Genomic DNA, 26,207 nt, shown 5'->3' with positions numbered 1-26,207 from the left:
GGTATTCACTCACATATATCAAAAATAATTGCATTAACGGGTTCATGGCGCTCGATGGTTGTGCCGTCCCCCACTTGTCCATTGTCATTGTCTCCCCAACATTTTACATGATTATCTTCCATAAGGGCGCATGTACCGTCTCCATTAATAACTACTTTTTTGACCCCAGAAGAAAGGCCAATCACATCCACGGGGATATTTGAATTGGTCGTCGTACCATTACCGAGTTGCCCATGGTTATTATTCCCCCAACATTTCAATCCACCAGCCGTGGTGATAGCACACACATGGCGCATGCCAGCCGTGATGGACAAAGCATCACCAATTCCGCTGACATCAACTGGAATATTTGAAGAGACATTGTTACCATTGCCCAATTGGCCCGAGTTGTTATCTCCCCAACATTTTACGTTTCCGGCTTCACTCAATGCACATGAAAAGAACTCTCCCGCCTGCCCCGTGGAGACGACCATGGAATACCCTGTAGATAAACCAAACACGTCAACTGGAATTTTCGAATCAATAGACCCATTATTTCCTAATTGCCCATCCTCATTGGCACCAAAACACATTACCTTGCCATCTACATCTACAGCACACCCGTGGAACGGCCCCTCATCAATTGCTTTGACGTTAGTATCCTCGACGGCTGGTGTCGGCGATGGATAGTCAGTAAGATCTATATTTGCGCCAAATTGCCCGTCGCCATTGTATCCCATGCATTCGACGCCAGTCGTGTCAAGCAGTACACACGTTGTTCGATAGGCCATTGCGATAGATATCGGTGTTCCACCTAAACCCGTAATTTGTTTTGGTGAGACCTCGTATTTCACACCCGGAATCGTCTCAGATCCAAGATTTCCCCGCTCATTATCACCCCAACACCAAAGAGTCCCATCAACCTTAAGTGCACAAGTCTGATGGTGAACGGCAAAAACACTATCCACGCCACTTTCCATTCCTGGCACTACCGCAGGGTCTGCCCGATCTGTCGTTGTGCCATCTCCAAGCTGGCCCTTAGAGTTATCGCCCCAGCATAAAACCTGTCCACTCCCCAACAAGGCGCACGCATGCTCCCGCCCCTGAGCGATATCCTTTACCGTACCGTCTATGCCGCCTGTGGCGGATTTAAAAATTGAAAAGTCCATGTGGCCAGGGTTGATCACCACACTTTTGGCGTTTGGATTATACTTTAGCTCACCGTGCACTTTGATCATAGGTGGGCTACATTCAGGACAAACAGTGTCCCATGTCAGCTCCATTCGAAATGGGCATTCATTACTGCCACTTCCCGCCGTACCATCAAAGGACACACAAGGCACATGGGAATATGTTACACCATTACTTTCTGAACTCACAGGGTCGAAGTAAAGCCTGTTAGATGCGTCGTAGAGAACTATTTTTCCTGAATTGCCAGATTCAGCAGAAGAACAGCGCAAGCTAGAGTTCTCTGGCGCATTCATGGTATTTTCCCAGGCCTTTGGAGACTGAATGACTGACATAAATGCGCTAGTTAGTCCATGAGCTGAAGATATTGAGTCGGTAAACTTTGCGGCGGCAGCCTGATATATCATTGTCACTCCTACAATGGAGTAAAGAAACACAAACATCCCCATTGAAACAATAAGTTCAATTAGGGACGCGCCAGAGGCTGAGCGCAAAGGACATTTATTCGGCAACGGGCAGTTCATAAATATATCCGACGGCTAGATTTTTCGTCTCACACTGTAAAAATCAGGTGAAACACATCTATCTATTCGGACTAAAGTACGAAAACTTTAGGGCAAAACATCTAATTATTTAGGCTTCGGTTGATTTTGTCAGTGAAATGGCGGGAAACGTTGATTTTACTTGAAAAACTCCAAGTCTTCTTGGTGAAATTTAAAGTCTCAAATTAAGAAACACCAAGAAGAACAAGGAGTTAGCAATGCGTCTTAATTTAGATAAACTGCGAAGAGAAGCCAAGAAATTTCGAAAAAAAGATAAGATTCTCACTTTGAGACTACTTGCGTTGATAGAGCTAGCTAAAAGGGAACATTCTGGCAACCTTTCGGACTTAGACTATGAACTTGTGGGTCTGGAAATCGGTAAATCTGGCCGTACTGTTTATCGCTGGAGAAAGAGTTACCTCGAGGGTGGACACAGAAAACTAACGCCAAGAAAGGCACCAGGGCGACAAGCACAGGACATCACTGGCTGGACGGCTTATCACATCAGGCGATGGCGCAAACTCTGTGGTTGGGGCGCTGAGGTGATACAAGCCCACCTCAAACGTTACCTTGGAGTGGAGCTGTCACTGTATCGTATCCATCGGTTTTTGAAGAACGCGGGCCTTGTGGGCTCTAAGAGGCGTGCAAAGCCGGCGTCTAGCCACACCACCGTTGTGAAGGTAGAGTTGCCAGGAGTGCACACGCAGATCGATGTTAATTGGCAAACAACGCTCCTTGAAAACGGCAAGAAGTGTTACGTCTATAACTTCGTTGATCACGCATCGAGGTGGGAGTTTAAGAGGGCCTATGAAGGTTATGGTCACTGGGAGACTGAACGCTTTATGATTGAACTACTAAGAGCAGTGCCTTTTTGGATAACCAGCACTCAGACAGACAATGGCGTGGAATTTACGAATAAATTTGTCTCACGAATCGACGATCCTTTGCCGCATATTTTGGATGAACTATGCGATGAACACGGCATCAGGCACAGACTCATACCTCCAGGAGAAAAAGAGCTTAACGGGCTTGTAGAGCGTTCACACCGCATGGACGATGAAGAGTTGTTCCATCGAGCAAGACCGCAAAACATCGAACAGCTTAATGAATACCTCGAACAGTATTGCCAATGGAAAAACTCTTGGCGGCTCCGAAAAGCTCTCGGATGGAAGTCTGCTAACGAGTACCTCTTGCAGTACCCTCAAGTGCTAAAACCCGGCGCTAAAGAAAAATTATTAGCTGCCGATACCCAAAGTGAGACAACCATGAAGGCAGCCTAAGTCACTGACACAATCAACCGCAGTCTACAAAAACATCTAATTAAATCAAACTGTGGACGTCCTGAGGGCCTCAAGGCAGAATTTCGCTGTCATTCCAATCAGTTACCATTTAGATTTAAGCCTTAAAAAAACGAACTCACCTAATGTTTGAATTATTAAATGACTCAATTTGAGATTTTAGTTTCAATGACCTCGAAACTGCTAGGGTCAGCGGCAGAATATTGACGTTGAAAACTCCTATTTGATATTATGCGGTGCTAATGAATCAGGGCTCCACATATTTATAGACAATCACACTCATTCGCCTTTTGTTGATAGGTAGCGAATAACTACCATCCACATCAAAGTCGGCATGTATTTGAATCAAATTATCAGTAATGGCGTTCCACCCAAGGTCGTAGGTGAATACGCAAGTACTACTTGGATAAGCGCATGCCTGCCCACTGACAGTAAACCCATTAACAGTTGAATCGGTAGGGTCAAAAAATGTATTGCCTGCACCATCTTTAACCACGAAGGCTCCACCAGAAAGACAAGTTGTGAGGTTTGGAGTGCAAGAAAACGACGCCGCTCCACTTGTATTGACTGGGTCCGCAATTGTGGCCGCCCACGAGGCCTCATCCAACAGAATAGTGGCAAGTTCGAGTCGCAGTTCAGCGGCCGTCATGACACCTTTTTCGTAGGCCAGGCGTTTTAGTCGGTATGAGTTAATAGTCATTGTAGCAGCAGTAGCTGCCATAACGACCAACCAGGCTATTAAAAACTCAGCAATGCCAAACCCTTTAGCATTGAAGTAGACACTCCATTTTGGAGAACTGGAGATGAATGACGATTGTTTCGCAGAATCGTTCATGGTGGAACACACTCCGAAAGGCTCGTCATTTGACCAGCATTACACGAATAATTGTACTCAGAAGCATTGAAAGTTGAAACCCCTGGTGGCAAATTCACAACCACCTCTGTTCGCATTTTGACAATACCAGTATTGCATGTGGCCACACCATTACAGTCTGCCGTCCAAAAAAGTTTAACTTGAAATGGGCAATCGGGATCCCCAAACACACTACCATTTTCGCAAGGCGCACCAGAGTTGGTAAAACCTGGGTTTGCCGTTTTGTCGATGATCATGGCATTGGTCGAATCCACCAACGAAATTTCAAAGTCATCACCATCATTACATTCAGTCGATAGACATGAAAATTCTGAAGTATTGTAGTTTACTGTCGCCACAATAGTGGCCGGATCCTTCAGAATTTGAATAATATTCTGCTGAACTACCGTAATCGAAGTCCGTAGTAGTGTGATTTTCGTATGAGGCCTAGGGATTTCATCCCGAGTAACTACAGTCAGAGATACTCCCACCGCAACAATACAAATCAACGCGATGATCAGTGCACCTTGTCCAGACTGATTGTGTAAAATCTGCCGATACCTATGACCCCTTGCCATTCCAAAATCGTATCAGAAAAATCCATACTGAAAAAGGGCCAGCCAGGAACAGGACCGGACTTTTGTGGCACCCTGGCCAAATACATTGCTGGCTGGTCGAGGTTGCTTACTAGCTGTCGGCTACATGAATCCATAGAGAAGATATATCAACAGTGAGATTTTAGCGTATTCCCCATCAACCTTGTGCTTCACCTGATGTGTATAGACACCTTATTTGACAATCGGCGATTAAACCCTCACGGGATATCACCTCAGTTGTTGACCTGCCATTACAACTAGACACTGGCCTGGTCACCAAAGGCGGTCAGTGTTGAATTTCAATTCATTCTTTGATGTTTGGTGGCGACAGATAGATTTCTGGGGATTCAGACACCTCGATCCATGATGGCACTAAATCAGAGGTGAACCCCGTGCCTCTTTTTAGATGAAGAGCAAGGTCGCCAGAATCCAATAGAAACTGGGCCCCACCTTTTCCCTTGCTCACAAGGTCTTCAAACTCTCTCCACCTCAGATTCCGCCCGTCACCCAAAGTCTCAGCCTCAGAGCTAAATACATAGTAGGTGCCTTTCACTTTCAACAAGAACCCGTCAACCCTCTGGTTGCCATACGTGATCCAGCCTTTTTCTAAATGCAAAGACGAGAAGTCACTGGCACTTTCTCCGATCGACAATGCCAACTGGCGGAACTCCTCATTGAATTCTTCATAAAACTCTTTCCACTCATCTCCAAGCCTCGGCAGTAGTTGTTCCAACTCCCCTCGCAAGTTTTGCCATATAGCTTCAGGATCTTGAAAGTGGTTTAGCTTTCCATTCACCATGGCAAGGGTTTCGCCATTGTCCAAAAGAAACTCGGCCGGCATCCCTTGGTGATAGCCCATCTTAGACTCCATCACCTGTCCCACTCGGCGGCCTTGGGTGAAGGGATATTTTTCTGGTTTATCTGTGAAGTAAAAATACTCGCCTCGCACAACGACCACGAAAAGGTCAGCCTGAGTTTTCTTTTTCTTTGTTTTTACGGCCATGATTTGCGCGGCTACAAAGTCGTCCTTTCCGACCACAACAGGGCGGCCACCAGAATCATACACAGTAGTTGACAGAATTTTGTAAATTTCGGTTTTAAACCTCTTATAGAATTTGAGTTGTGCTGGATTCAAGCCTTCCGTGCCTAACAGTGCTGCAACGCCATCTTCTCCCACATGCCGTTTTGCAATGAGAACCGGCGCAATTCCAGGAATCAACCTCAACACTTGCCCTGTGTGTAACACGATATCTTGAGGCACCAGGCAGGTGAATCGACCAGGGCCGGCGGCCTCTAAAAAACCCCAGCGCTGTGAATTTCCATCACCCAAGTCTCCTGGTTTTTGCGAGAAGTAGAGAAACTCATGGCGCACTTTTACAATAAAAAATGGTGCCCGACTAAAAGAGCTTTCACCTATAAACATATTCTCAGGCCCCACGTCAGCCCGATTCAACAAACCCTTTTGAGAAAGAATAGCTAGTTCTTGACGAAAGTTTTTTAAAAACCGCGCCAAAATGGGGTTTCCAATTTGCTCGTCCAAGCTAATTTTTGAAGTCAATACCGACTGACACGTTTTAGATTCTTCTGCTCTCGCTATTGATAGTCCCAATACAAGAACCAATAGAACAACTACCCCTCTCATAAGCCCCCCCGGGTTACAGGCCAATATGGCAATACGACACCGCCTGGTTTGCAATGAATTTCGCAAGAACCTATTTAATAAGAAGAAATTACTGTGTGCTGCGTGGGCAGATTTTGATTAATTTTCAGACCGTGATTGGGTTCCAGGTCCTAAACCTGATCACGGGGTGTCAAAGGACGCCGGTCAAGGAGAGCCGCGACGCCAACATCACGATGTGCATGGCGTATCCGGGTTGCAGCACGAAAGTGACGCAATCCGAAGACGACATGCGGCCACTCGTGCCGTTGGCGTCGCGGCTCTCCTTGACCGGCGTCCTTTGACACCCCGTGATCAGGTTTAGGACCTGGAACCCACTACTGCTCCATTAACTCGTTGAGGTATTTATTTCTGTCTTTCATATTTTCTTGCGTTTTTTTGAGCTGCTGCATGGTCTTTTCTAGATTTGCCGGATTGTAGGCTCCAAGTAGGCTATCCACTTTCAAATCTGCAGAGGAACTCGGCGGCTTGATGGTGGCTACCATCCCTATTTTGTCAGGCTTTTTATTGGCGTCGGCGTACCAATTGCGCCCACGATCCACGTAAAAGATCTTTTCGCCGTTCACCCAGTAAATGTTTTTTGGATTGTAAGGAAAAGTCTGCCCCTTGATGGTCACTGTCTTTGGAGGGATATAATCGTCATCCTCAGTCTTGCCACAACTCAAGCAACCGATATTCGTGGTTCCCACACTGGGTTGCGACTCTTCACCTGTGGCAGCCGCATTGGCACCGTGAGACTCTTCCACCATTTGACTCATTTCAGGAGCCACTTTTGAAAATTGATAGGCCATCCACAGCCCACTAATCACCGATAGAAGAAAAAAACCTCTTGCCCACGTCCGCACAGCATTCACTCCAAAGATGTTGTTTACTCTAGACCTTAATGTAGCATAGACTTTTTCGGAAGATACTAGGTACAACTTGAGGGGGATTGCCATGAATAACAAAACAGCTCTGGAAGCCGCTGCCGAGCAAGTGAAAGCCCGATCTTTGGCCCATCTCATTGATGACTTAGTTCGCATCTCCAATGAAGCCAAAACCAATGAAGATTGTATGAACCCCCTGCTGTCGCTTTATTTGAACAGCGGACAGATCATTCAGGGTTGGGTCACTGACCGAAGTCCCGATGGGTCCACGTTGCTGCTGCGAATGTACACAGATCCATCTAACCATCCCGCCTCAGCCGCTGACGATATCTGCTTTTTACCTGTCAGCCAAATCATCTCTATTGCGATATTGGCCGGCCATCGATCCCTCACATAGGGTTTAAATTTATGAATGCTGTATTTATTTTTCTTATTTTCTCATCTTTTATTTTTGCAGCCTTAAGGCAATGGACTTGGGTGGCGGCCTCCGCCGCAGACACCTCAAGTCCTATGAACGCACTGACTCTTGCCATTATTGAGTCCTCTAAGTCGGCGGTGACATTGGCCTTAGGTCTCGTTGGCGTAATGGCCTTTTTCTTAGGTTTAATGAAGATCGCCGAAAAAGGGGGGTTGCTGCTGATCATCGCCAAATTGCTACGTCCCTTGATGGTCCGATTGTTTCCCGATGTGCCCAGTGATCATCCCGCCATGGGCGCAATGATTATGAATATTGCGGCCAATGTTTTGGGATTAGGTAACGCGGCCACTCCGTTTGGCATAAAGGCCATGCAGCAACTGAATACTTTAAACGAAGATAAAACCACAGCGTCAAATGCCATGGTTTTGTTTTTGGCTATTAACACTTCCAGTGTGACATTGCTACCCACCGGCGTGATTGCTTTGCGAGCTTCAGCTGGCTCTACTGATCCTGCCGGTATTCTGCCGTCGACCCTTTTTGCCACTTTGATATCGACAACGGTGGCCATTCTTGCTGCCAAGTTTTTTCAGAAGTTTTACGCCCAAGAATCACCTACAAAATCTTCGACCATGGCACCTGATTCTTCTGCCGGCGAAACACCCTGGATGAGCTATCTGAGTGTCGGAGCCGTGATCGGCTTTATTCCACTAGCCATTTTATGGGGTGACGTGATGGCACCTTGGATGATTCCCGTTCTTGTTTTAGGTATCGTCGGTTTTGGGTGGCGAAAGAATGTGCCCATATACGAAACCTTTGTGGAGGGTGCAAAAGATGGGTTTGAAGTGGCTCTTAAAATCATACCCTATCTTGTTGCAATCATGGCAGCGGTAGCCATGTTCAGAGATAGCGGAGCTCTCGATTTTATAATCGGACCACTTGCCTTTCTCACAGAACCTTTGGGGTTGCCCACAGATGCCTTGCCCATGGCCCTACTTCGTCCCTTGTCGGGATCAGGAGCTTATGGCGTATTGGCGTCTACAATTGAAAATCCAGCCATTGGGCCGGACAGTTATGTAGGGTACCTTGTTAGCACTTTGCAAGGCTCCACTGAGACTACTTTTTATGTACTTGCCGTGTACTTTGGAGCCGTAGGTATTCGCCGCCTTCGGCATGGACTTATTACGGCCCTTAGTGCTGATCTAGCGGGGATAGTTGCTGCTGTGGTTATCTGCAAAATGTTGTTCACTTGATAATTGAATCGATACGACCAAAGTAGCGTGAAGAACCTCAATGATAGTCCTAACTGATCATACTCTACTTCTCACCGCGTTGTAGTTTCTGTAATATATGAAAGAGCCAATTAGCACAAAAAGGGGACATCATGTTTCAGCACCTTCGCATTTTATTCACCGTATTTGCCCTATCGACCATTCTTATCCAACCGGCTTTTTCAAAAGAGAACTCTGAAAAACCCAATTCGACAAACGAAGAGAGCTCAAGCGACAGCTCTGACGAGCCCTCTATTGATAAAAGCTTAGATCTTCTCAAAGCCCTAGATTATCCTGAGCTGCAAGTGGTTCCACGAGCCAGCCAACGGCTCAAAGTGGAAGCAGCAAGAGAAACCAGCGGCTGGTACACAGATTATTGGGCCTTTCAAGTTTCAGGGTTAGCCACGGCCTATGTGGGCTCAATGGGCAGCTCCATGTTTCGCGCAAGCCTGACGGCAGATCAACAAACGGATGCCGATGCCGCTGTTCTTGGCGCTCAGGTTACTGGTGCTGGGTGGATTTTGGGTACAGTCCTTCTGGGACTTGGCAAACCCTACGAAACCGGCTACCGCGAAGTGCGCGCGGTAAAAGGCAAAGACAAACGAGCCCAACTGTTGCGAGAGAGAATGGCTGAAGAGACTCTTGAGTCTTCGTCAAAACTAATGACTAAGCTCACTTATGGGGCCTTAATCACCAACGCCATGGCTTCCATATATTTAGCCACCTTTATGAATCGCGAAGGCACAATCTATGCTGCAGCATCTGCCATGTTTTCTTTTCTGCCAATGATTTTCCCCCACCAGCATATTGTTTCATGGGGAAAACATCAGGAGTACAAAAGGAAGATCTATGTGCCATTTACTTCTATGCGACTTCACTATGATAGCAAAACTCAAAAAACAATGCCTCTGCTTGCTATGAATTGGACGTTCTGATGCTAAAGGTTATCACTCTTTGCCTGCTGTTTGCGGCCACAGCCCAATCCGCTACCCCAAAGAAAATTCAAGAAAGTGAAGCTGAGCTTTGCGAATCCACCGATGAGTATGTGAAAACCCTTAAGTTTCTAAGGGAAGTGGACGAGGTGTATATTCGGGAAGCCTCGGCACGAGTGGTGGCCGAGCGAGTGGCCTCGGCGTGCAACGGAGCTTCCGCACGATTTGCGAAAACACTTTTATTGTTAAAAAAAATCGGCCTTGATCACGGCCGAGCCCTAGAAATTGCCGTTGAATTTTCTCACGAAAGTGATGACACCCAACAAAGCTTCCAAGAAATTTTTGAACGCGTGTATCTCACTGAATTTTTTGACTTCGACTTTGTGGCCGCATTTAAAATTGCCTATGAGCTCTCAAAAGACTACCGCGGAGATCGCAAGCAGGTGCGCGAAGATTTCATCAAGATCGCGGATTTCTGCACTAAAGACAAACACCTTGGATTACCCATTGCCGTGTGTGCCCAATATGCCATTGATCTAGCGCGAATGAGTCAGTACTACCCCAAAGGAGTTGTGGAACCATTCAAGGCTATCTATACCGTATTGCGTGAGAAAAAACCCTTTGGCCTGCCAGTAAAAGACGCTCTTGAAGTTACAATGCGAGTGCTCCGATTCGGTCCAAAGGCCCCAGACAATTTTCTTCGTGGCTATCGATTTGCCCTTGATGAAAAGGGCCACGATGCCACTGCCAAAGCAGCCCTTGGCTTTGCCATTTCCATGGCCGAGAAGTCGATCACAGAACTGCCCCCACCAATTATCGACACGTCCAAAAAGGACAAATAACTATGCCCCTCTGGCTGAGTGTTTTTTTTATCGCGATCAGTCTGACCTCTCACATAGCCTGGAGTCAATCGCCCCCGCCGAGTCCCATGTCAAAAATTGAATTGGATTGGGAGAGCGTGCCGGGGGCCAGTCACTATGACCTTGAGTTCACTTTTAATGAAGCCGATGCGAAGCCACAGGTTTACAAATCTGAAACCACGAAGTTTTCATCAGACATGTTAGCTGGAACTTACAAATTTAGAATTCGCTCAGTGACTGCCAAAGAAGGTCCTGGTGAATGGAGTTCACCGGTAGAACTTGTGGTTTTGCCGCTGGAAGTACTTCCTCTGGAGCCGCCAGATAAATCTGTGGTCGTGGCAAAAGGTAATCAGAAAAAACAAAAAATCCTATTTAAGTGGCAACCGGCTCAAGATGCCAAGGGCTATCGCCTGCGGGTTTGGTCTGAAAACATGAAGCGCCCTTTCGAGGTAAAAACCAAAAACACAGAACGGAGTCTTGAGCTTCGCATGGGGCGAATTTACCAGTGGGAAGTCTATGCCGTTGGGCAAAATAAAGTACAATACGAAGTGAAGCGACCCAAGTTTACATTTAAGCTTGTGGGAAATAAACTAAAGACCCCCATCGTGGATGAGGTGAAAGACAAGGTCAAAATCCCACCACTCACATGGAAAAAAGTGCGGCATGCTCAAACCTATCAAGCTCGACTGTTACGGGCGGACATTCTCGGCGATGACTGGAAAGTGGTGGCCACGAGCGAAAAGGTGCCGGACACCCTATGGAAAGCACCCGATAATTTAACGCCCGGCAAGTACCGCATTGAGGTGATCGCTGATGCCGACACCCATATGCCGTCTGACCCAGGCATCACTGAATTCTTGGTTAAGCCCCAATTTACTGATCTGGCCACGGTGGAAAAGTTAGGCGATCTGGGCCTGTCCTCAGATGATCAGGCCATCTTGGATAAACCATTTGATTGATGGCACTTACAGCGGCGACAGGACGAACACCAAACAAATTTTGTTCATTTCTGTACTAATTTGAAACGAATCAAAATGAGAATACTTGTGACCCAAGCTGAAGTCACCTACAATTTCAAATGGAAACGTGTATTTGTAGTGGTACGTGAAGGAAAGGGGCCCGTATGCGAAAACCGCAGGCTTTTAAATTAATCAATGGCCGAGGCCGTGACCGGGGGATCTCTCTCCTTGAAGTCATGATTGCTCTGGGCATTTCAGGTGTTGTGATGATGTCTGTGATGTCAATGACCCAAATGATGTACTTTAACAACAGTAAAATGACCCTTGTCTCAGCTCGAGGCGAAATTTTGAGCCGAATTCGCAGCATAGCCGTGGATATTTCTAACATGAATTACTCCGCAGAGCTCACTAAAGCCATGGGTGCCCAGGGCTACGCCGCCGGCGGAGCCAGCCTACAACACAATCAATATGAAATGTTAGCAAACTGTCTGCCCGAACAGACCAGCTCGGATGAGTGCGATAAAAACACCTTCGATGTGGCGGATAAGGGCTTGCACTTTTATTTGACCAATGTGCCATTGGCCGGCGGAGCGCCTGACCCCTTGAACTATGTGGCTGGAGAAAACGTCTATTATACATCTGATGGAGCTCGCTGTATCGAAGAGTCTGATATCAATGACCCTATTCGCTGCCCCCTTTATGCAGATATTTGGTATGAACCTTACTGTCTAAACTTTGCAGGCAGCTGTTTTAAAGCCAACTCCATCACCGTTCGATATGAAGTGGGTGTGAGAGAACAACCCTCTGGCACGGCCGGCACATCTATCAAATCTCTCACTGGTGAAATTTATATTCCCCTACAAAAAGGCATTACATTAAGTACTCTCTACACAGAGAATTTGGCGGCCCTTAACAACAATCCGGCCTCAGGGGTGTATGCCATCGAAAAAAATATTGGATTGCCAGGCCAGATGGGCATTAAAGGACTTCGCTTTCAAGTTCTAGTAGGAAACCCCTCTGGACTTGAAAATATGAAGTTGCAGTATAGAAAAGTGGTGGGCCCCGCAGCCAAGGGGATCAGTGATGACACCGTCCCCGCCTCGCTGCAAAATCAACCCTGGGAAGACGTGAAAGATCCCGCCACCAATACGGCCCCATGGGCTTTTTCACTGGTGGGCGCCCAGGCGAATCAGGCTTTTATTTTTGGGACCAATACTTATTATTTTCGTACATCTTCTAAAGCGGCTAATGATTCGCAATTTATGTGGACAGTGCAAGGCGGAAACCCTGTGGCCCCGCAATTTAAGTCTGGGTTTTACCAGTTTCGGGTACTGGCAAAAGACGTGCTCAGCAACAATGTGCCTTCAAGTAATATGATGACGGTTCGTATTTATAGCCGTCCACAAGTTCTCTCTGTGGGGGCCGGTGCTCAGTCGGGACTTTGGCGCGATTGCCAAGGGGCAACCACAAACTTTTCTTACTACGTGGTGGATGACGAAGCTGTGGTGGAAGATAGTATCTCGCTAAGTGGTGCAACATTGTCGACTAATACCCCTGATGCTGAAACAGACTATTTAACTCACGCCTTTGATCGTTCAAAAATTAAAGGTAACTACAATGTTACCGTTAAAGGCGATAATGCGTTCACTCTAGCTAATCGAGTGATTCAACCGTCAAATGGTGGACTGACTGCAACCATGCAGCAGGTTTCAGCAAGTACGGGAATCAATTTAATTGAAGTGCCTATATGGCTTTTCATGTACTCAAGCACTTCACAGATTCGGATGAATTCTACGGGCGACGTATCACTGTATTATTACACGGGTAACTGCTGTACGACTGTCCCCAACGTGTCGTGGGCTTATCCCACAACACCGTCCAGTCACTTGAGTGGTGACGCCACAAGCTCTTTAAATTGTAACATTTCTGGCTCTTATCGCATTTGTACAACTTCCGTAACGGCCACAGGGATACAAGATGGTAGTCCTGTAGACACCAACAACGTCAATGCCACATTAGGGTTAGCTGGCGCACCAGCTGCTTGCACGACCTCTGGTGACATGCAGATCGGAAAATACATTCCAGTTGTGAACATCCCTGCCATCAGCTTTTTTAACGAAGAATCCTTATGGATTGATATTGCCGGCAACAATGGCCCGACACAACCCACACCCGCAGGTGCCCCAGTTGTGAAACTGAAAGCGGAGTTCCAACCCCTTTACGACGTGGTCGTTGATGTCGTGGACCAAAGTGATGGTACACCTTTATGCTCAAATGTTCTTTTCAGCGGATGCGGTGGCGTCTCTGCAGCCTGTTCCAATAAACCACAATACGCTAGCTGCACACTCCCTGCTAATTTTTCGGGACAACTGTTGATTCAAGAAAATTCCGTCAATGTGAAGGGTGTGGCTGAAGCGGTTACTAATGATCACCAGGCCTCATTGGATCCTGGAGGCCTATCCCATACCGTCTGCAATACCAACGTCACCACGTCGGCCAATTTCCCCGCCACCAAAAATTACTCCACAGTTTACCCCATGCTGAACTCGCCATGGGGATATTACGGAAACTTGCTTCAGTACCCAGAAAATGATGCAAGCCATTGGGACAACGGCGGTAGCAATTATAGTAAGACACTTAGATGCTACGATTCATGGACCGGATTTAACGCGGTATCATCTAATAACATACAAGATGGCCTGTTTCACGTAACCACCTATCATATGCAAGTGCCAAATCCAAATCCCTATTATCACAAGAATTCTTCTATTTCATATGAGCCATTTTTCTTTCCCTATAACGGCTCTCCCATTCCCGACTGGTCAGCGCCCAATGTGCCCGAACTTTTTATTGTAGCGCGTGGATCAGGATCACCCGTAACCTGGGCCTTCACCAACGAAAATAACGAAACGTCAACGACGGCTCCTCAGGCCTGGACGGATCGAACGGGCGAAGTCTGCACAGGCAATTCGGCACTAAGCCAAGTAAAACTTTGGAGTTCACCGATGATGGGGTTTGATAACCCCACGGGCACAATGAAAACTACGGATTCAGCCCGCATGGTGTTTAACGGTGGCTGGGGTTATGCTTTTATTTGCACATATGGACGCTACAACCCTTCAGGAAGAACTTATGCGGCACCCATCAACTAAGTCACTCTTGGCCTCAAACAAAGGCACCGCACTTTTGGTGATGCTAATGTTAATTTTGGTTGTGGTTCTTGGAGGCATGGAAACTGTGTTTTTTCATCACCTCAAGCAAACTAAGGATTCTTTACGCCAGGGAGTCAAAGAAGGTCGCATATGGCTGCTCCAATCTATGGAGCTTGCTGGCAGCACAGATCTTAGCCTTCGTAACTCGCGTTTTGCCATTAACAGCTACCTTCGTCGCTGTCTGACAGCGGACCCCTCCCCTTGTGATGAGCGCGAATACTATGACTTAGCACTTTTTCCTGCGGCTCCTGTGGTCACCTATTTTGGCGGCCCCTACCCCGACGCCCCTACGGCTTTACAGCCTTTGGCGGGAGCTCTCACCCCCGATAACGGAATGCCTATGGTCTTTTATACAGCCTCTGGCCGTCGTTGCACTGAGGCCTCATTGCGAGAACCCACCCTGCTCTGCCCTCTACAGGGCGTCGCCCGATTTAAACCACTTTGCGGCGGCGACCTGACTGTCCCTGATGTGCTGGCTCCTGGCGGCGCCGCTTGCGCTGGCCCCGCCACGGGTTTTGAGATCCACGTAGGCGTAGGAGCCCTGATTAATAATAATTTTGTTTATAAAGCTGATAGCAGCAGTGGTGGTGACACCCGAGTTTTTAGATACAGCGCCAGTGAACTTTATAACTAAGGAGCCGTACGTTGGTTAAAGGAATCAATCCACTTCGCAAAAGAATTGTTGTTAACAAAAAACTCCAATACCTTATTACTGGTTTTTTTGTGGGCATCGTGGTGGTGCATGCCATCTTTGCCTTAGTTATTTTTCAGCTGTTCACCCAAGGCGTGCTGGCAGAAGTGAGTCAGCTCTCCGCTGGGCCAAAAATAGCTATGACAAAAGGCATACTGGATCAGTCGCAAGTGGCCATTTTGTGGGTGGTGGCGTTTAGTGTGTTTTTGGTTCTGTTTGCTTGGCTTGCTGGCGTAATCATTCTTCATCGCGTGGCCGGCCCAGCAGAAGCCATAAAAAACTATCTGAATCAAGTCAAAGAGGGACAAAGACCGGCTCGCCATCCCCTGAAGTTTCGTGATGGTGATTTTATGCAGGAGACGGCCGATGGTCTTTCTGTGCTCGCTGAGGATTATTTGGCGTTGCGCGAAAAAAACAAATAAATAGTGCGGCGAATCTAAGAGGTTTCCTGGCGCCAACAGATGGTGATATAGTCCCGCCATGGGTCATTTAGATTACGGGGACTTGCCAGAATACCTCAAACAACATGTCACGCTTCAACACTATGATTTGTACACCGCCATAGATCATGCAGCTTGGCGCTACATCATGAGAATTTCCCGAGATTTTTTTTCCCAGCACGCTCACCCCATTTACGTGGATGGCCTAAAAGCCACAGGGATCAGCATAAATAGCATCCCCCGCATTGAAGAAATGGATGAAAAGCTCCAACAGTTCGGTTGGCGGGCCGTACCGATCACAGGATTTATTCCGCCGGCAGAATTTTTAGAGTTTTTGAGTTTAAGTATTCTTCCCATTGCGTGCGATATGCGACAACTTGAAAATTTAGATTACACTCCCACTCCCGATATTGTGCATGAAGCCGCCGGCCATGCCCCCATTATAGCTGACCCCACCTATGCTTCTTATTTGCACAAATTTGGCGAAATCGCCCGCAATGCGATATTTGCCAAAGAAGATCTTGAAGTCTACGAAGCCGTAAGAAACCTTTCTGAAGTGAAAGAGTCGCCAAAAGCTAAAGAAGAAGATATCGTCGCGGCACAAAATCAGTTGGATCAGGCCCTCGACCGAGTGACCTATGTCAGTGAGGCAAGCCAACTTTCTCGCCTCGGGTGGTGGTCCACAGAGTACGGACTGCTTAAACAACAAAATGAGTTTTTCATTTACGGCGCGGGCCTTCTCTCATCCGTCGGCGAAAGCTATAATTGTTTGAGTGAATCCGTTCCTAAAATCCCCCTCACCTTAGATTGTATTGGGCAAGATTTTGATATCACAAAACCACAACCGCAGCTTTTTTACAGCGAAAGCTTTCAAGAACTTGAAAATGTCATTGATGAGTTAGCCGACTCCATGGCTTTTAGAAAAGGGGGCCTGTACGGCCTTTCTGTAGCAAAAAAGGCCCAAACGGTGACCACATGTGAGTTGGATTCAGGCTTGCAAATAAGTGGAGTCTTGAGCGCATTCCACCATAAAGATGATCAACCCTACTACTTACAATTCACTGGCCCCACGCAGCTATCAAGAGAGCATAAGCAAATCCCATCGCAAGGACCCTCGTACCATATTCACGGGTATGGCACCCCTTTAGGCCCCATCGAACAGCTTCAAGTAAAACCGCAAGACCTTACACCCATTCAACTGCACGATCAGTTGGGCTTTCGCCCCGGTCAAAAAGGGACATTGCGGTTTTCTTCAGGCGTTGAAGTCCGAGGTGAGCTAATCGGCACCATGCAAGAGGGCGAAAAAATGCTGGTGCTCACATTTAAAGATTGCACCGTTCAACGAGGAGACCAAGTTTTCTTTCAGCCAGAATGGGGATTGTTCGATATGGGATGTGGCACTGACGTGGTCTCCGTGTTTGGCGGTGCTGCAGATAGAAGCGCTTATTTCAAAGAAACCACCCCTTATTTGAGAAAGCCCACTCCCCACCGCTCCAATGCTGTGGCCCAAGACTCCCTGCTTGTTGAACTGTACCAAAGCCTCCGCGATCTTCGAGAAGCTCCTCAGGCCTCAAAAGATTGGGCGACCAGGGTCATTGAACTCGCTCACTCTCTGCAAACCAAATTTCCGGCAGATTGGTTGTTGCGCCTAGAGGTCATAGATCTACTGAAAAACCAAAAGGCTCTCCCTGAACTCGAACAGTCACTATTGAACGAGCTTTTAGAAATTGGCCGAGGCTCGAAAAAGATTCAGACTTTGATCGAGCGGGGTCTTAAAATTCTATAAAGTGTTCCAGACAAAAATGGAGTTTTCACTCCTCGCCTCCTCTGGACTGTCGTCACACCGCATTTGGTGGCACACTTAAAGCATGGTCTACCTTCGTAAAAGTGCGGATTTGATTGGTTTTTTTCTGTTTGCGGGAGCCGTGCTCAGTTTTTGCAATAACAGTTGGGGCGGCCAAATTGAACCTATCCCGCAACCCTTTTGTACACCCAAGCGTGTGGTTAACTGCGAACGTTCAACCTACGGTATAAAATATGGCGACGGCACACGCCAACCCTCGTTACAGGATTTTCTTTCTGCCGGAACTCATTGGAATGAAGAACTTAAAACTTATAAAAAACAAAAACCCCGTCTAGAAAAACTCCTGGCCTTTGCGAAAAAATCTCACTCACAAGAGCTGGGCACAAGCTCCCCTTCGGCTCGCGCCCTTTCAAACCTCTTGCAACAAACACACCTCTCTAGTGAAGACTCTGAAGAGTACCGACAAATTTGCGGGGCAGGCACCCTTTCAGCCTATGATGAAAACAGCAACACCGTCACCGTCTGCCCGATTGCCTCAGTTCTGCCCAGTGGTGCGCTTTTATTTTTAGTGGCCCATGAGTCAGGCAATGCCATAAACGATTGTGCTCATCCGCAACCGGCAGAACCCGAACTGCGGGGTCCAAGCTCAGTCAACGATATAGACCACCCTCTTGCCGCCATTAAAGAATGTTTGTCGCAAGGAAAACCCGGCACCCTAGAGAGCTATTCAAGACAACCAGTAAGCCGGCAAGCGGGAGTATTTGCCTTTTCTGAATCAAATAAAAAACCACATGGAGATTCAGCAGTCCCCCGCTGCCAATCTCCCATAAACCCTGAGTCCAAAGCCCTTTCTGACTGGTTGGCCTTGCAGGCCTTGGAGCGGTATTTAAAAGAAAATCCTTCAGCCACCAAAGGAGCTCTGGCCCTGCATTCTGCGCTTTATTGTTTGGAGCGGCCCCTATCAAGCCTCAATCGACAGGCTTTTTCTTCCATTGACTCCAGCGTGCATTGGGGGGCCCGACTCAACCTCTTGCTCAAAAAGCCAGCACTTGCCAAGGCCGCCAGCTGCCAAAGTCCTGTGGATAAAAGTTGCCAACGTTCACCGGCCAGCCAAGAGGTGAATCAGTGAAGTTTCTTCGTAGATTTTTTTGGATATTACCAATCTGCGGGATCACTCCGATATTGTCACTAGCTGCCAATCCCGTTTTTTCCCTGACCAAGCCTGGAACTTCTCTTGAAGCCTGCTATGGCCACCACCTTAAGCGATGCGTTAAATTTCAATATGCCAAAGACTACCAAGTGAAATATTACTTGGGTGAGAAGTTTGTGGAACACAAAGATGTTTCACAGTCGGAGTTTTCTCACCACATCAGTCAGCTTCAGAGTTTTTATGAACTGGATATGAAATCTTCAAACACCAACAAATGGTGCCGAGATGCCCTATCTATCGTTCGTAGAGAGGACTATGTGCAAATCACCGGTCAGACCTGGATTTGCCTAGATCGACTTTCAAAAACGGAGCGCGACAGGTTCTCAAGGTGGATGGCCAATCTCCGCCAGATTTCCACCCCATCAACGCAATAAACGCTACAGACGCATCGCTTAAAGGGTCACGATCCACGCATAGTTTTGACCCCCGACCATTTTTAGACCATACATAATCATCATGAAAGTCGATACTATGCGCAAGGTGGACTTCTATGCAGGAGTGCCCCTTTGTTTTTTAGCCACCTGGATTCGAAAAGCCCTTGATCTCTTTGCAAGTGGACCCTCAGTGTCTGCTCCGCGCAAGGTCCTCTTGATTGAACTGTCTGAAATGGGCAGTGCTATTCTTGTTGACCCGGCCATGCGCAAACTAAAACGCGCCGGCTGCGAGTTATATTTTGTCATATTCAAGAAAAATAAGCCTAGTTTGGATCTGTTAAAAACCGTTGCCGAGGAAAATATATTTACGATCCGCGAAGACAGCTTTGGTGTGCTGGTAAAAGACACCCTTCGTTTTTTGTTATGGTGTCGAAAAAACCAAATTGATACGATCATTGACCTTGAACTGTTCTCTCGTTTCACCGCCCTACTCACTGGGTTTAGTGGTGCCACTCGACGTGTGGGTTACTACAAATATCACAACGAAGGCGTATACCGCGGCGACATGCTCACTCATAAGGTTTGGTACAACCCGCACATGCATATTGCGAAAAATTTTATTTCTTTAGTGAATGCTTGCTTGGCGAAAACTGTTGAAGTGCCATTCACTAAGTCGGTGATCACAGACGAAGAAATCGGGCTGGCTCGCGCTGAAATTTCACCCGCCCATCGCGAGTCGGTGCAATCTAAGCTCGATAGCATTGAACCCAACCTCGCCTCCAAATCTTTGGTTTTGATCAATGCCAATGCCAGCGACATGTTGCCACAAAGGCGATGGCCGAAAGAGTTTTTTGCAGCTCTTATAGTGAAGATCCTTCAGCAGTATCCGAAAAGCTATGTGTTATTGACGGGGGCTCCCCAAGAGCGAACAGAGCTTGATCAAATTGTGCAAATGGTAGGGCACAAGCAATGCATTAATTTTGCTGGAGCCGTGAAGTTTGCAGAACTGCCTGCCCTCTATGACTTAGCTAAGGTGATGATCAGTAATGATTCAGGACCACCTCACTTTGCCAGCGTCACTGAACTGCCCACGTTTGTTTTGTTTGGACCTGAAACGCCAAGTCTTTATGGAGCTCTCGGTAACTCCACACCCATCACATTAGAACTTTCTTGCTCCCCTTGTGTGAGCGCTTGGAACCACAGAAAAACGCCCTGCTCGGACAACCAATGCATGAAGCAACTCTCGCCCGAGTTGGTGTTCCAGAAAGTCTCTTCAAAACTCAACCAAGTACTCTCGACCCCGATGACCCACAGCCTTGAATCGCAAGCCCTACATGATCTTCAGTAATAAAGACAAATTCACAACGCCTCCACCTGTTTGGGCCTGGGCTCTTGCGATCCTTATACCACTGGCCAGCTACTTGGTTGGCTTGAATTATAACCAGATTCCCACAATAGGCGACGAAGGTGTGTACATCCAAATGAGCCGTGCCACCAGTGAAACCGGTCGATGGCTACCCTTGGTTTGGGATCAGGGTGTTTTCAATACAAAACCCCCCTTGTTATTTTGGCAAGGCATGGTGACCGCAGATTTTGAGAGTTCTCCAAGCCTCTGGTCTCTGCGATGGCCTTCGGTGATCTACAGTTTTTTATCGGCGTTGCTGATTTTCTGGCTTGTCTTTCGCCACACGAATGAACTTTGGCGAGGCTTTCTCTCGGGTGTGATTTTCTTAAGCTTTATTTCAACCTATAAACATGGCCGCCCCTTTCTTATGCAAAGTGCAGAAATGTTTTTGGTGTTTTTCCCCACAGCCCTTTATTTACTTCGGCGAAAACTGGATTTCATTTGGACACTTTCAGCAGCCATTGCCCTTGGACTGGCCGCTCTTTATAAATCTTTTTTTCTGATTGCAGTGGGAGCCCTGGCGGCCGCCGTTGTCATCTTTCACCAAAACCGTTGGAATAAAAAATGGTTCACTAGCAACGCCTTACCACAAGGTGTGGCTGTTGTGTCGGGGGCTCTCGCGTTGTTTTCAGTGTGGCTGATGGTAGATCCTGACCCCAAAGGGGTGCTCGCCGAATTTTTCATGAAGGAAAATGCTGGAAAATTTCAAGCCCATCAATTTTGGAGTGGTTTTTTTAGCGGCCCCTACAATGTGTTTCGAATTTGGCTGGGAGCCTTTGCCAATGCCGGCTTTTTAGCGCTGCCTCTGTTGGGACTTGTGATTTTTACGGTTAAAAATTTGCGACGCCTGTCGCGGCTTGAAGTGTCGTTGTGGCTATTTGTATTTACGGTGCTCGCCATTTACACTCTCCCCACACAACGGCAAGAAAATTACATTTTGCCAGCCATGCTGCCCGTAGCCCTGCTGCTAGGCCTTCGGTGGCAGTCCATCTCGTACTTTTGGTTTCGGGCATCGTTTTTACTCATTACCATATTTAGTGCATTGGCCTTTTACGTGGTTCATGGCATCAACAACAGCCTGCATTCAGCACTGTTTGCCTGGCCCCTCACCACAACCTTGGCCACAACCGCTGTTCTTGGACTATCTGGGCTTTTTTTGAAGAGAGATTTAAGAAGCGCTCTTCCTTTTGCCACCTTGCTTTTTCTAATGGGAGTGAGTCTCTTTGGTGCCCCCTTTAGCGCCCCCTACGATCCCGCGGTACAAAACCAACTGAAGGACAAAGAGGTGTTTTTCCCCAGCACTTTTAACGCGGATTACGAGTATTATTTTTTTAAAGCTCCCGGCGCCCGAGTGAAGGGATATCGAAGTCAGCCGGGACAAAGTCTAAAGGATGTGGGCCGCGAACTCATCATGCAAGGTCGAGTTGTCGCCTTTCGAGAAGATCTAGTCGACGAAAATCCGGGCACAGTCATCGCCAAAACGCCCTACCTAAAGCAACGCCTCAAAGAAAATGAAATCTCTGAAATTCTTTACCACGGAAAATTTGAAAACCTCGTGGGTCACTTAACGATCAGAAAAAAGTAATTGATGAAAAACTTATTTTCGGGCGCAAGTGAGGCCCAATGTGGGTGACTCTTTGTTGGCCTCAGAGTCTTGCGGATACAAATAGGTGATGCCCATTTTATCGTCGATCTGAAGCCTGATCATATCTTCGCTTCGAAAATAAGACATGATTGCGTTATTAGATTCTTGCGGGTGATCTAGACCTAAACAGTGACCAATTTCGTGGGTCATAATCGCAACAAACTCTTTTGCAGAGTCAAGAATGCTTGACCTTGCCGTGATCGTACAGCCCACAATGCTGTCACCATCCCAAGTGGGCCGGGCTTCTCCTGTTGAGTTTCCAAATGAATTACCAAATTGAATGGTTAGGGTTCTGTTTTCAGCATTAGCCACCGAGTAATCACTGTCGGACGTATCAACAAGGGTCAAAAAAGATCCACCAATACTGTTGTAATCTGTAAATACCGAATCCATGATTTGACTCACTGTCAGTGTACCCGCCCCCAAAGTGTCATCGGTGGGCAAATCATTGGTCACAGTGTCAGCGGCATTGGTGTATACAACAAACACCTTGCTGTTGGCTGAAGAAGAATTGTCCACAGGATAGCTGTGTGCCCCGGGATATGGCCGAAACCCCAAGGTGGTCCAACCCACAATCACTAACCAAATTAAACTTCTGTGACCGGTGCTCAAAACGCCCCCTCCCCTAAATATCTTTTCTCTCTAAAACTTAAGATTTACACCCAACAACAAGCCACCATTGGAGTAACCATTGAGTCCCTGCAAGGCATAAATTTCGCCGCGCAAACCCAATAGCGCCACTAATCGAAAATCAAACCCCATGGAAGCCCAAAACCCACCTGATACCTCGGCCACCTGAGTGACCATCAACCCAAAACTGGAGTAATAATTGCCGCCAAAGCGAAACCGTTTATCAAATCCAATGATGCCGGACGTGAGTTGCCCAAACTCCCAATCACCCACGCCCACACGGATGGTTGCAGGAAAACTGTAAAGACTGCCCGCCCCCAGATAAATCTCTACTTGACGTCCGCCCTCTTGAGCTTGAGCCGATACTCCCAACAGCGTCGCAATAAAAAAGGTCAGGATCCACTGGCGAATGCCCATCACCACAACCTCCAGCCCAGAGCAAAGCTCACAACGTCTTGTGCGCTCAGCTGCAATATTGCCGTTGGAGAGCGAAGACCAAATGTGGCCTCAAGATTAAAATACAAGGGGTCTAGAAAAAGCCACTGCACACGAAATGCTGGCCCCAAGGTGAAATCGGCGGCCGTTTCCTCAGTACTAGAAAGCGAGTCCTGATAGGCCGACACAGCATAGTAGAGACCCAGCCCAAAGCCACTTTGAACTGGCCCCCCAAAAAAATCTCCCGAAGACCAAATACTTAAAATGTTAAGCCCATAAGCTGATTGATAATAGGTCGCCGTTTGAACTCCCGTGGCAAAACCCGACACCCCCCAGCTGGCCCCATAGTTGGCCACAGCCAATGAAGGCACCAACCGCCCACTTGTCACCGAGGTTGTACCCACACCCAGCTCAAAACTGGCCTGGCTATGCAACCCAAAACACAGAATCACAAAAAGTAAGGATAAACGAAAAAATGGAGGCATTCAAAAAGGCTACCGCCCCCAAATAAAAAAAGGAAGCCGCATGGCTTCCTTTTTTTGCATCACCTTGTTAACCGAAATTACAGGTTGATGGTTGCAGAGATCGCTACGTTGGTTTTGTCTGTAGCCAAATCTTCTGGCAAGAATTGAACGTTAGGATAAAGGTAAACGTCTCGAGTCACTGCCATTCCCAAACCGATCGATTGATAGCTCGGTGTTTTGTCCATGTTTAATAGCGATTTGTCTGTACGACCTCGTTTATGGCGAAAGTTCATGTAGCCAAAAACGGTACGCAAAGAGTACTTATCAGTGAATGCATATTCCGCATAAGGATAGATGCCCATTCTATAGGCACTTCTGTTATCCACACCTTTAGCTGTGGGAGCCTGCACGCCGTCCTCGTAAAAATAGTAGGTAAAATCTACTGACGTACCCAGCGTTAACTTGTTGTCAGCAAACGTCGTCAGCATGTTCTGGCCCAGTGATGTACCAGCAGCCATCTTGTTTTCTTTCCATTTTTGGGTCGTCGCTATGGTCAAGTCGGCAGAAGATACGGTCTGAAACTCACCTAACTTGTAAACTCTGGAATAACCGATATTAGGATTGCTCAACTGCGCTTGGCTTTTATTCGGATCGCCGTCGATGTCACCTTGTAGCGGCGTTAGGATTCCAAAGCCCACTCCCACAGTCATACTGTCGTTCTTATTGAAACGATAACGAACGCCTAGGTCTCCGCCAATTTCTGGTCTCTCATCATTCTCAGGATTCCCGTAAATATCAGGCCGAGTGGCACCAAATGGATCTTCCACAGATCCCATGGAAAAACCTAAGGACGTGCTTACACTCAACTTATCTTTTGAACCACTTTCCGCACGCATACGAGCGTTTGTGATCTCGCTATCAATATCGTTTTTTTCTTTTTTTACATCTTCGATTTTCACTTTGGACTCTGATGCGGAAGATTCTTCGGTTGCCGCCCATAGGGGGGATGCAAATCCGACGCTGATCAGAGAAAAAATTGTCACTAGTCGTTTAGAAGCCAACATGGCGCCTCCTGTTTGTAATTTTTAGACTTTTACCCACTACCCCAAAACCTTGAAAGCTCAAACCTAAATCAAACGAACGCTTGAAATAGAGGCGTTGGGCCAAAACACTCCCCGGCACCATACGCCATGCGTCACCATAGATCAATAGGAAAAATCTACTTAAAATGGGGCTTTCAGGCCATTTCGTCCGCCGTCCGGACGATTAAAAGACCGGGCAAAGGCCGATTCTCTGGGGGCAATCCCAGCTGAGGGTCCGCAATAACTTTGTGTATTCTTTTGCTTATTTAAAAATTCGACATTCAGGTGGATCAACAAGTGGGCCCAAGGCGATTCCGCCTGGGGCACCAATAATTTTTTTGATTCCAATTAAGCGACGGGATCAACGCCCTGATCGCCATCTTTGTCTTTGTCATCACAAGACCCGTCTTTTTTCTTTGGGTCCGAGGCTTGCTGGGAATCATCGTCGCTGTCACAGGCTCCGAGGTGATCAAATTCTCCGTTAGCCCCATGGCGATGTAAGTGAGCTGAAAGGGCCGATTGACTAATACAAAGAGTGTGGCGAGCATCTGGGTTGCCCGATGGAATATGGCAGATTTCTACTTTGTCCCCGTTATTGCCACAGGCCTGGCTGTGTTTTTCCACTTGGTCGCCTAAATCAGGGTTAATATGACCCTCTTCATCCACTACATCTGGAAGGGGGATATGGTCACCCGCTTTTTCAGAAACCACTTCGCCTGTTTCTAGAAATTGAACTTCACTACAGTTTTGAAAGAAAATTGTAATAGAACCTATTGCGATAAAAGCCAGTAATATTCTCATTTGAGCCCCCCGGTTTAATTGAATATCCGTGCAATCCCGGCGCCACATGAAGGCCCCTTGTGTTAGAGACTGAGGCCTCCGCGTCGAAAGTTTAGACAATTTTGATTAGATTTTGAACAGGGGGCATGTGGCCTTAAAGAAGCGGGCGTCATTTAAAACCAGACGCTATATTGTTTGGAGTGGATACCTACTCAACCGCCGCAAGGGCCTTGATCCGGCGGCAGAGATGATTGGTGTCTACGGGCTTTATGAAATACTCGTTGCAACCGGCATCTAGGCATTTGTTTCGATGTTCCACCTCTTCGTGGCCGGTGAGGGCAATGATTGGTGTGTTTACACCTTCTTTTCGGAGTCGAGTGACCACATCGAGCCCACTGAGGCGAGGCAACTGAATGTCCATAATCATTACATCCACTTGGGCCGTCAGCCCTCGCACCAGAGCTAATTGGCCATCTTCTGCAGAGTTTACCGTGGCGCCCCGGGTTTCCAATGCTTTTTTTAAAACCAATAGGGTTTCAGGCGAGTCTTCCGCAATAAGAACGTTTATTCCGTCAAGGTTACAACTTTCACTCATGAT

25 protein-coding genes are annotated in these 26,207 nt (G+C 47.3%); 14 read left to right on the top strand and 11 right to left on the bottom strand.

Going from position 1 to position 26,207, the window contains the following annotated elements:
- Positions 1-5 precede the first annotated feature (5 nt).
- On the bottom strand, positions 6-1,574 hold the full coding sequence (locus H6626_00860; GenBank protein USN47674.1) for a hypothetical protein: 1,569 nt from the start codon (positions 1,572-1,574) through the stop codon (positions 6-8).
- A 353-nt stretch (positions 1,575-1,927) separates the two neighbouring features.
- On the opposite strand from H6626_00860, the gene H6626_00855 reads away from it, so the two are divergent.
- On the top strand, positions 1,928-2,989 hold the full coding sequence (locus H6626_00855) for a DDE-type integrase/transposase/recombinase (protein USN47673.1): 1,062 nt from the start codon (positions 1,928-1,930) through the stop codon (positions 2,987-2,989).
- Between the two features lie 265 nt (positions 2,990-3,254).
- Here H6626_00855 and H6626_00850 read toward each other — a convergent pair whose 3' ends face one another.
- From H6626_00850 to H6626_00835, 4 genes are all read right to left on the bottom strand, one after another.
- Positions 3,255-3,842 (bottom strand): hypothetical protein, encoded by a 588-nt coding sequence (locus tag H6626_00850; GenBank protein USN47672.1) that lies wholly within the window; start codon positions 3,840-3,842, stop codon positions 3,255-3,257.
- Complete coding sequence (locus H6626_00845; protein ID USN47671.1) at positions 3,839-4,438, bottom strand: hypothetical protein; 600 nt, start codon at positions 4,436-4,438, stop codon at positions 3,839-3,841. The genes H6626_00850 and H6626_00845 overlap by 4 nt, the downstream gene beginning before the upstream one ends.
- A gap of 322 nt (positions 4,439-4,760) precedes the next feature.
- Positions 4,761-6,098, bottom strand: a complete 1,338-nt coding sequence (locus H6626_00840; protein ID USN47670.1) for a hypothetical protein — start codon at positions 6,096-6,098, stop codon at positions 4,761-4,763.
- Positions 6,099-6,451: 353 nt separating this feature from the next.
- On the bottom strand, positions 6,452-6,979 hold the full coding sequence (locus H6626_00835; GenBank protein ID USN47669.1) for a hypothetical protein: 528 nt from the start codon (positions 6,977-6,979) through the stop codon (positions 6,452-6,454).
- Positions 6,980-7,070: 91 nt separating this feature from the next.
- Here H6626_00835 and H6626_00830 point away from each other — a divergent pair, with 91 nt between their 5' ends.
- From H6626_00830 to H6626_00770, 13 genes are all read left to right on the top strand, one after another.
- Positions 7,071-7,397 carry a hypothetical protein gene (locus H6626_00830; GenBank protein USN47668.1) on the top strand — a complete coding sequence of 109 codons (327 nt, stop codon included), beginning with the start codon at positions 7,071-7,073 and terminating at the stop codon, positions 7,395-7,397.
- An 11-nt stretch (positions 7,398-7,408) separates the two neighbouring features.
- On the top strand, positions 7,409-8,668 hold the full coding sequence (locus H6626_00825) for a spore maturation protein (GenBank protein USN47667.1): 1,260 nt from the start codon (positions 7,409-7,411) through the stop codon (positions 8,666-8,668).
- Positions 8,669-8,799: 131 nt separating this feature from the next.
- A complete protein-coding gene (locus H6626_00820; protein USN47666.1) occupies positions 8,800-9,621 on the top strand; it encodes a hypothetical protein in 822 nt (273 codons plus the stop codon).
- Positions 9,621-10,460 (top strand): hypothetical protein, encoded by an 840-nt coding sequence (locus H6626_00815; GenBank protein ID USN47665.1) that lies wholly within the window; start codon positions 9,621-9,623, stop codon positions 10,458-10,460. Before H6626_00820 ends, H6626_00815 begins: the two co-directional genes overlap by 1 nt.
- An 86-nt stretch (positions 10,461-10,546) precedes the next feature.
- On the top strand, positions 10,547-11,437 hold the full coding sequence (locus tag H6626_00810) for a hypothetical protein (protein ID USN47664.1): 891 nt from the start codon (positions 10,547-10,549) through the stop codon (positions 11,435-11,437).
- Positions 11,438-11,601: 164 nt separating this feature from the next.
- Positions 11,602-14,589 (top strand): prepilin-type N-terminal cleavage/methylation domain-containing protein, encoded by a 2,988-nt coding sequence (locus H6626_00805; protein ID USN47663.1) that lies wholly within the window; start codon positions 11,602-11,604, stop codon positions 14,587-14,589.
- Positions 14,570-15,283, top strand: coding sequence for a hypothetical protein (locus H6626_00800; GenBank protein USN47662.1), 714 nt, complete (start codon positions 14,570-14,572; stop codon positions 15,281-15,283). The genes H6626_00805 and H6626_00800 overlap by 20 nt, the downstream gene beginning before the upstream one ends.
- Before the next feature lie 11 nt (positions 15,284-15,294).
- On the top strand, positions 15,295-15,762 hold the full coding sequence (locus tag H6626_00795; GenBank protein USN47661.1) for a hypothetical protein: 468 nt from the start codon (positions 15,295-15,297) through the stop codon (positions 15,760-15,762).
- A 58-nt stretch (positions 15,763-15,820) separates the two neighbouring features.
- Positions 15,821-17,566, top strand: coding sequence for an aromatic amino acid hydroxylase (locus H6626_00790; protein USN47660.1), 1,746 nt, complete (start codon positions 15,821-15,823; stop codon positions 17,564-17,566).
- 82 nt (positions 17,567-17,648) lie between these two features.
- Positions 17,649-18,713, top strand: coding sequence for a hypothetical protein (locus tag H6626_00785; GenBank protein ID USN47659.1), 1,065 nt, complete (start codon positions 17,649-17,651; stop codon positions 18,711-18,713).
- Entirely contained in the window at positions 18,710-19,168 is a 459-nt protein-coding gene (locus H6626_00780; GenBank protein USN47658.1) for a hypothetical protein, read from the top strand. The genes H6626_00785 and H6626_00780 overlap by 4 nt, the downstream gene beginning before the upstream one ends.
- 82 nt (positions 19,169-19,250) lie before the next feature.
- Positions 19,251-20,516, top strand: a complete 1,266-nt coding sequence (locus H6626_00775; protein ID USN47657.1) for a glycosyltransferase family 9 protein — start codon at positions 19,251-19,253, stop codon at positions 20,514-20,516.
- Positions 20,503-22,158 carry a hypothetical protein gene (locus H6626_00770; GenBank protein ID USN47656.1) on the top strand — a complete coding sequence of 552 codons (1,656 nt, stop codon included), beginning with the start codon at positions 20,503-20,505 and terminating at the stop codon, positions 22,156-22,158. Before H6626_00775 ends, H6626_00770 begins: the two co-directional genes overlap by 14 nt.
- Positions 22,159-22,170: 12 nt before the next feature.
- On the opposite strand, the gene H6626_00765 is transcribed toward H6626_00770, so the two are convergent.
- From H6626_00765 to H6626_00740, 6 genes are all read right to left on the bottom strand, one after another.
- Complete coding sequence (locus tag H6626_00765; protein ID USN47655.1) at positions 22,171-22,830, bottom strand: matrixin family metalloprotease; 660 nt, start codon at positions 22,828-22,830, stop codon at positions 22,171-22,173.
- A gap of 30 nt (positions 22,831-22,860) precedes the next feature.
- Positions 22,861-23,268 carry a hypothetical protein gene (locus H6626_00760; GenBank protein USN47654.1) on the bottom strand — a complete coding sequence of 136 codons (408 nt, stop codon included), beginning with the start codon at positions 23,266-23,268 and terminating at the stop codon, positions 22,861-22,863.
- Positions 23,265-23,768, bottom strand: coding sequence for a hypothetical protein (locus H6626_00755; protein ID USN47653.1), 504 nt, complete (start codon positions 23,766-23,768; stop codon positions 23,265-23,267). Before H6626_00755 ends, H6626_00760 begins: the two co-directional genes overlap by 4 nt.
- A 77-nt stretch (positions 23,769-23,845) precedes the next feature.
- Complete coding sequence (locus tag H6626_00750) at positions 23,846-24,811, bottom strand: hypothetical protein (GenBank protein ID USN47652.1); 966 nt, start codon at positions 24,809-24,811, stop codon at positions 23,846-23,848.
- A gap of 366 nt (positions 24,812-25,177) precedes the next feature.
- Positions 25,178-25,630, bottom strand: coding sequence for a hypothetical protein (locus H6626_00745; GenBank protein ID USN47651.1), 453 nt, complete (start codon positions 25,628-25,630; stop codon positions 25,178-25,180).
- 187 nt (positions 25,631-25,817) lie between these two features.
- Positions 25,818-26,204, bottom strand: coding sequence for a response regulator (locus H6626_00740; GenBank protein ID USN47650.1), 387 nt, complete (start codon positions 26,202-26,204; stop codon positions 25,818-25,820).
- Between the last annotated feature and the right edge of the window lie 3 nt (positions 26,205-26,207).

The sequence above is a fragment of the Pseudobdellovibrionaceae bacterium genome, from assembly GCA_023898385.1.
Classification (GTDB): Bacteria; Bdellovibrionota; Bdellovibrionia; order Bdellovibrionales; family UBA1609.
Note: the sequence above shows the minus strand (reverse complement) of the source record. Positions and strands in the feature narration are given on the sequence as shown.

What these genes read in the sequence shown, in the direction of transcription:
- H6626_00860 (USN47674.1), bottom strand. Translation starts at nt 1,574, where the DNA reads ATGATATATCAGGCTGCCGCCGCAAAGTTTACCGACTCAATATCTTCA.
- H6626_00855 (USN47673.1), top strand. Translation starts at nt 1,928, where the DNA reads ATGCGTCTTAATTTAGATAAACTGCGAAGAGAAGCCAAGAAATTTCGA.
- H6626_00850 (USN47672.1), bottom strand. Translation starts at nt 3,842, where the DNA reads ATGAACGATTCTGCGAAACAATCGTCATTCATCTCCAGTTCTCCAAAA.
- H6626_00845 (USN47671.1), bottom strand. Translation starts at nt 4,438, where the DNA reads ATGGCAAGGGGTCATAGGTATCGGCAGATTTTACACAATCAGTCTGGA.
- H6626_00840 (USN47670.1), bottom strand. Translation starts at nt 6,098, where the DNA reads ATGAGAGGGGTAGTTGTTCTATTGGTTCTTGTATTGGGACTATCAATA.
- H6626_00830 (USN47668.1), top strand. Translation starts at nt 7,071, where the DNA reads ATGAATAACAAAACAGCTCTGGAAGCCGCTGCCGAGCAAGTGAAAGCC.
- H6626_00825 (USN47667.1), top strand. Translation starts at nt 7,409, where the DNA reads ATGAATGCTGTATTTATTTTTCTTATTTTCTCATCTTTTATTTTTGCA.
- H6626_00820 (USN47666.1), top strand. Translation starts at nt 8,800, where the DNA reads ATGTTTCAGCACCTTCGCATTTTATTCACCGTATTTGCCCTATCGACC.
- H6626_00815 (USN47665.1), top strand. Translation starts at nt 9,621, where the DNA reads ATGCTAAAGGTTATCACTCTTTGCCTGCTGTTTGCGGCCACAGCCCAA.
- H6626_00810 (USN47664.1), top strand. Translation starts at nt 10,547, where the DNA reads ATGTCAAAAATTGAATTGGATTGGGAGAGCGTGCCGGGGGCCAGTCAC.
- H6626_00805 (USN47663.1), top strand. Translation starts at nt 11,602, where the DNA reads ATGCGAAAACCGCAGGCTTTTAAATTAATCAATGGCCGAGGCCGTGAC.
- H6626_00800 (USN47662.1), top strand. Translation starts at nt 14,570, where the DNA reads ATGCGGCACCCATCAACTAAGTCACTCTTGGCCTCAAACAAAGGCACC.
- H6626_00790 (USN47660.1), top strand. Translation starts at nt 15,821, where the DNA reads ATGGGTCATTTAGATTACGGGGACTTGCCAGAATACCTCAAACAACAT.
- H6626_00785 (USN47659.1), top strand. Translation starts at nt 17,649, where the DNA reads ATGGTCTACCTTCGTAAAAGTGCGGATTTGATTGGTTTTTTTCTGTTT.
- H6626_00775 (USN47657.1), top strand. Translation starts at nt 19,251, where the DNA reads ATGAAAGTCGATACTATGCGCAAGGTGGACTTCTATGCAGGAGTGCCC.
- H6626_00770 (USN47656.1), top strand. Translation starts at nt 20,503, where the DNA reads ATGATCTTCAGTAATAAAGACAAATTCACAACGCCTCCACCTGTTTGG.
- H6626_00755 (USN47653.1), bottom strand. Translation starts at nt 23,768, where the DNA reads ATGCCTCCATTTTTTCGTTTATCCTTACTTTTTGTGATTCTGTGTTTT.
- H6626_00750 (USN47652.1), bottom strand. Translation starts at nt 24,811, where the DNA reads ATGTTGGCTTCTAAACGACTAGTGACAATTTTTTCTCTGATCAGCGTC.
- H6626_00745 (USN47651.1), bottom strand. Translation starts at nt 25,630, where the DNA reads ATGAGAATATTACTGGCTTTTATCGCAATAGGTTCTATTACAATTTTC.
- H6626_00740 (USN47650.1), bottom strand. Translation starts at nt 26,204, where the DNA reads ATGAGTGAAAGTTGTAACCTTGACGGAATAAACGTTCTTATTGCGGAA.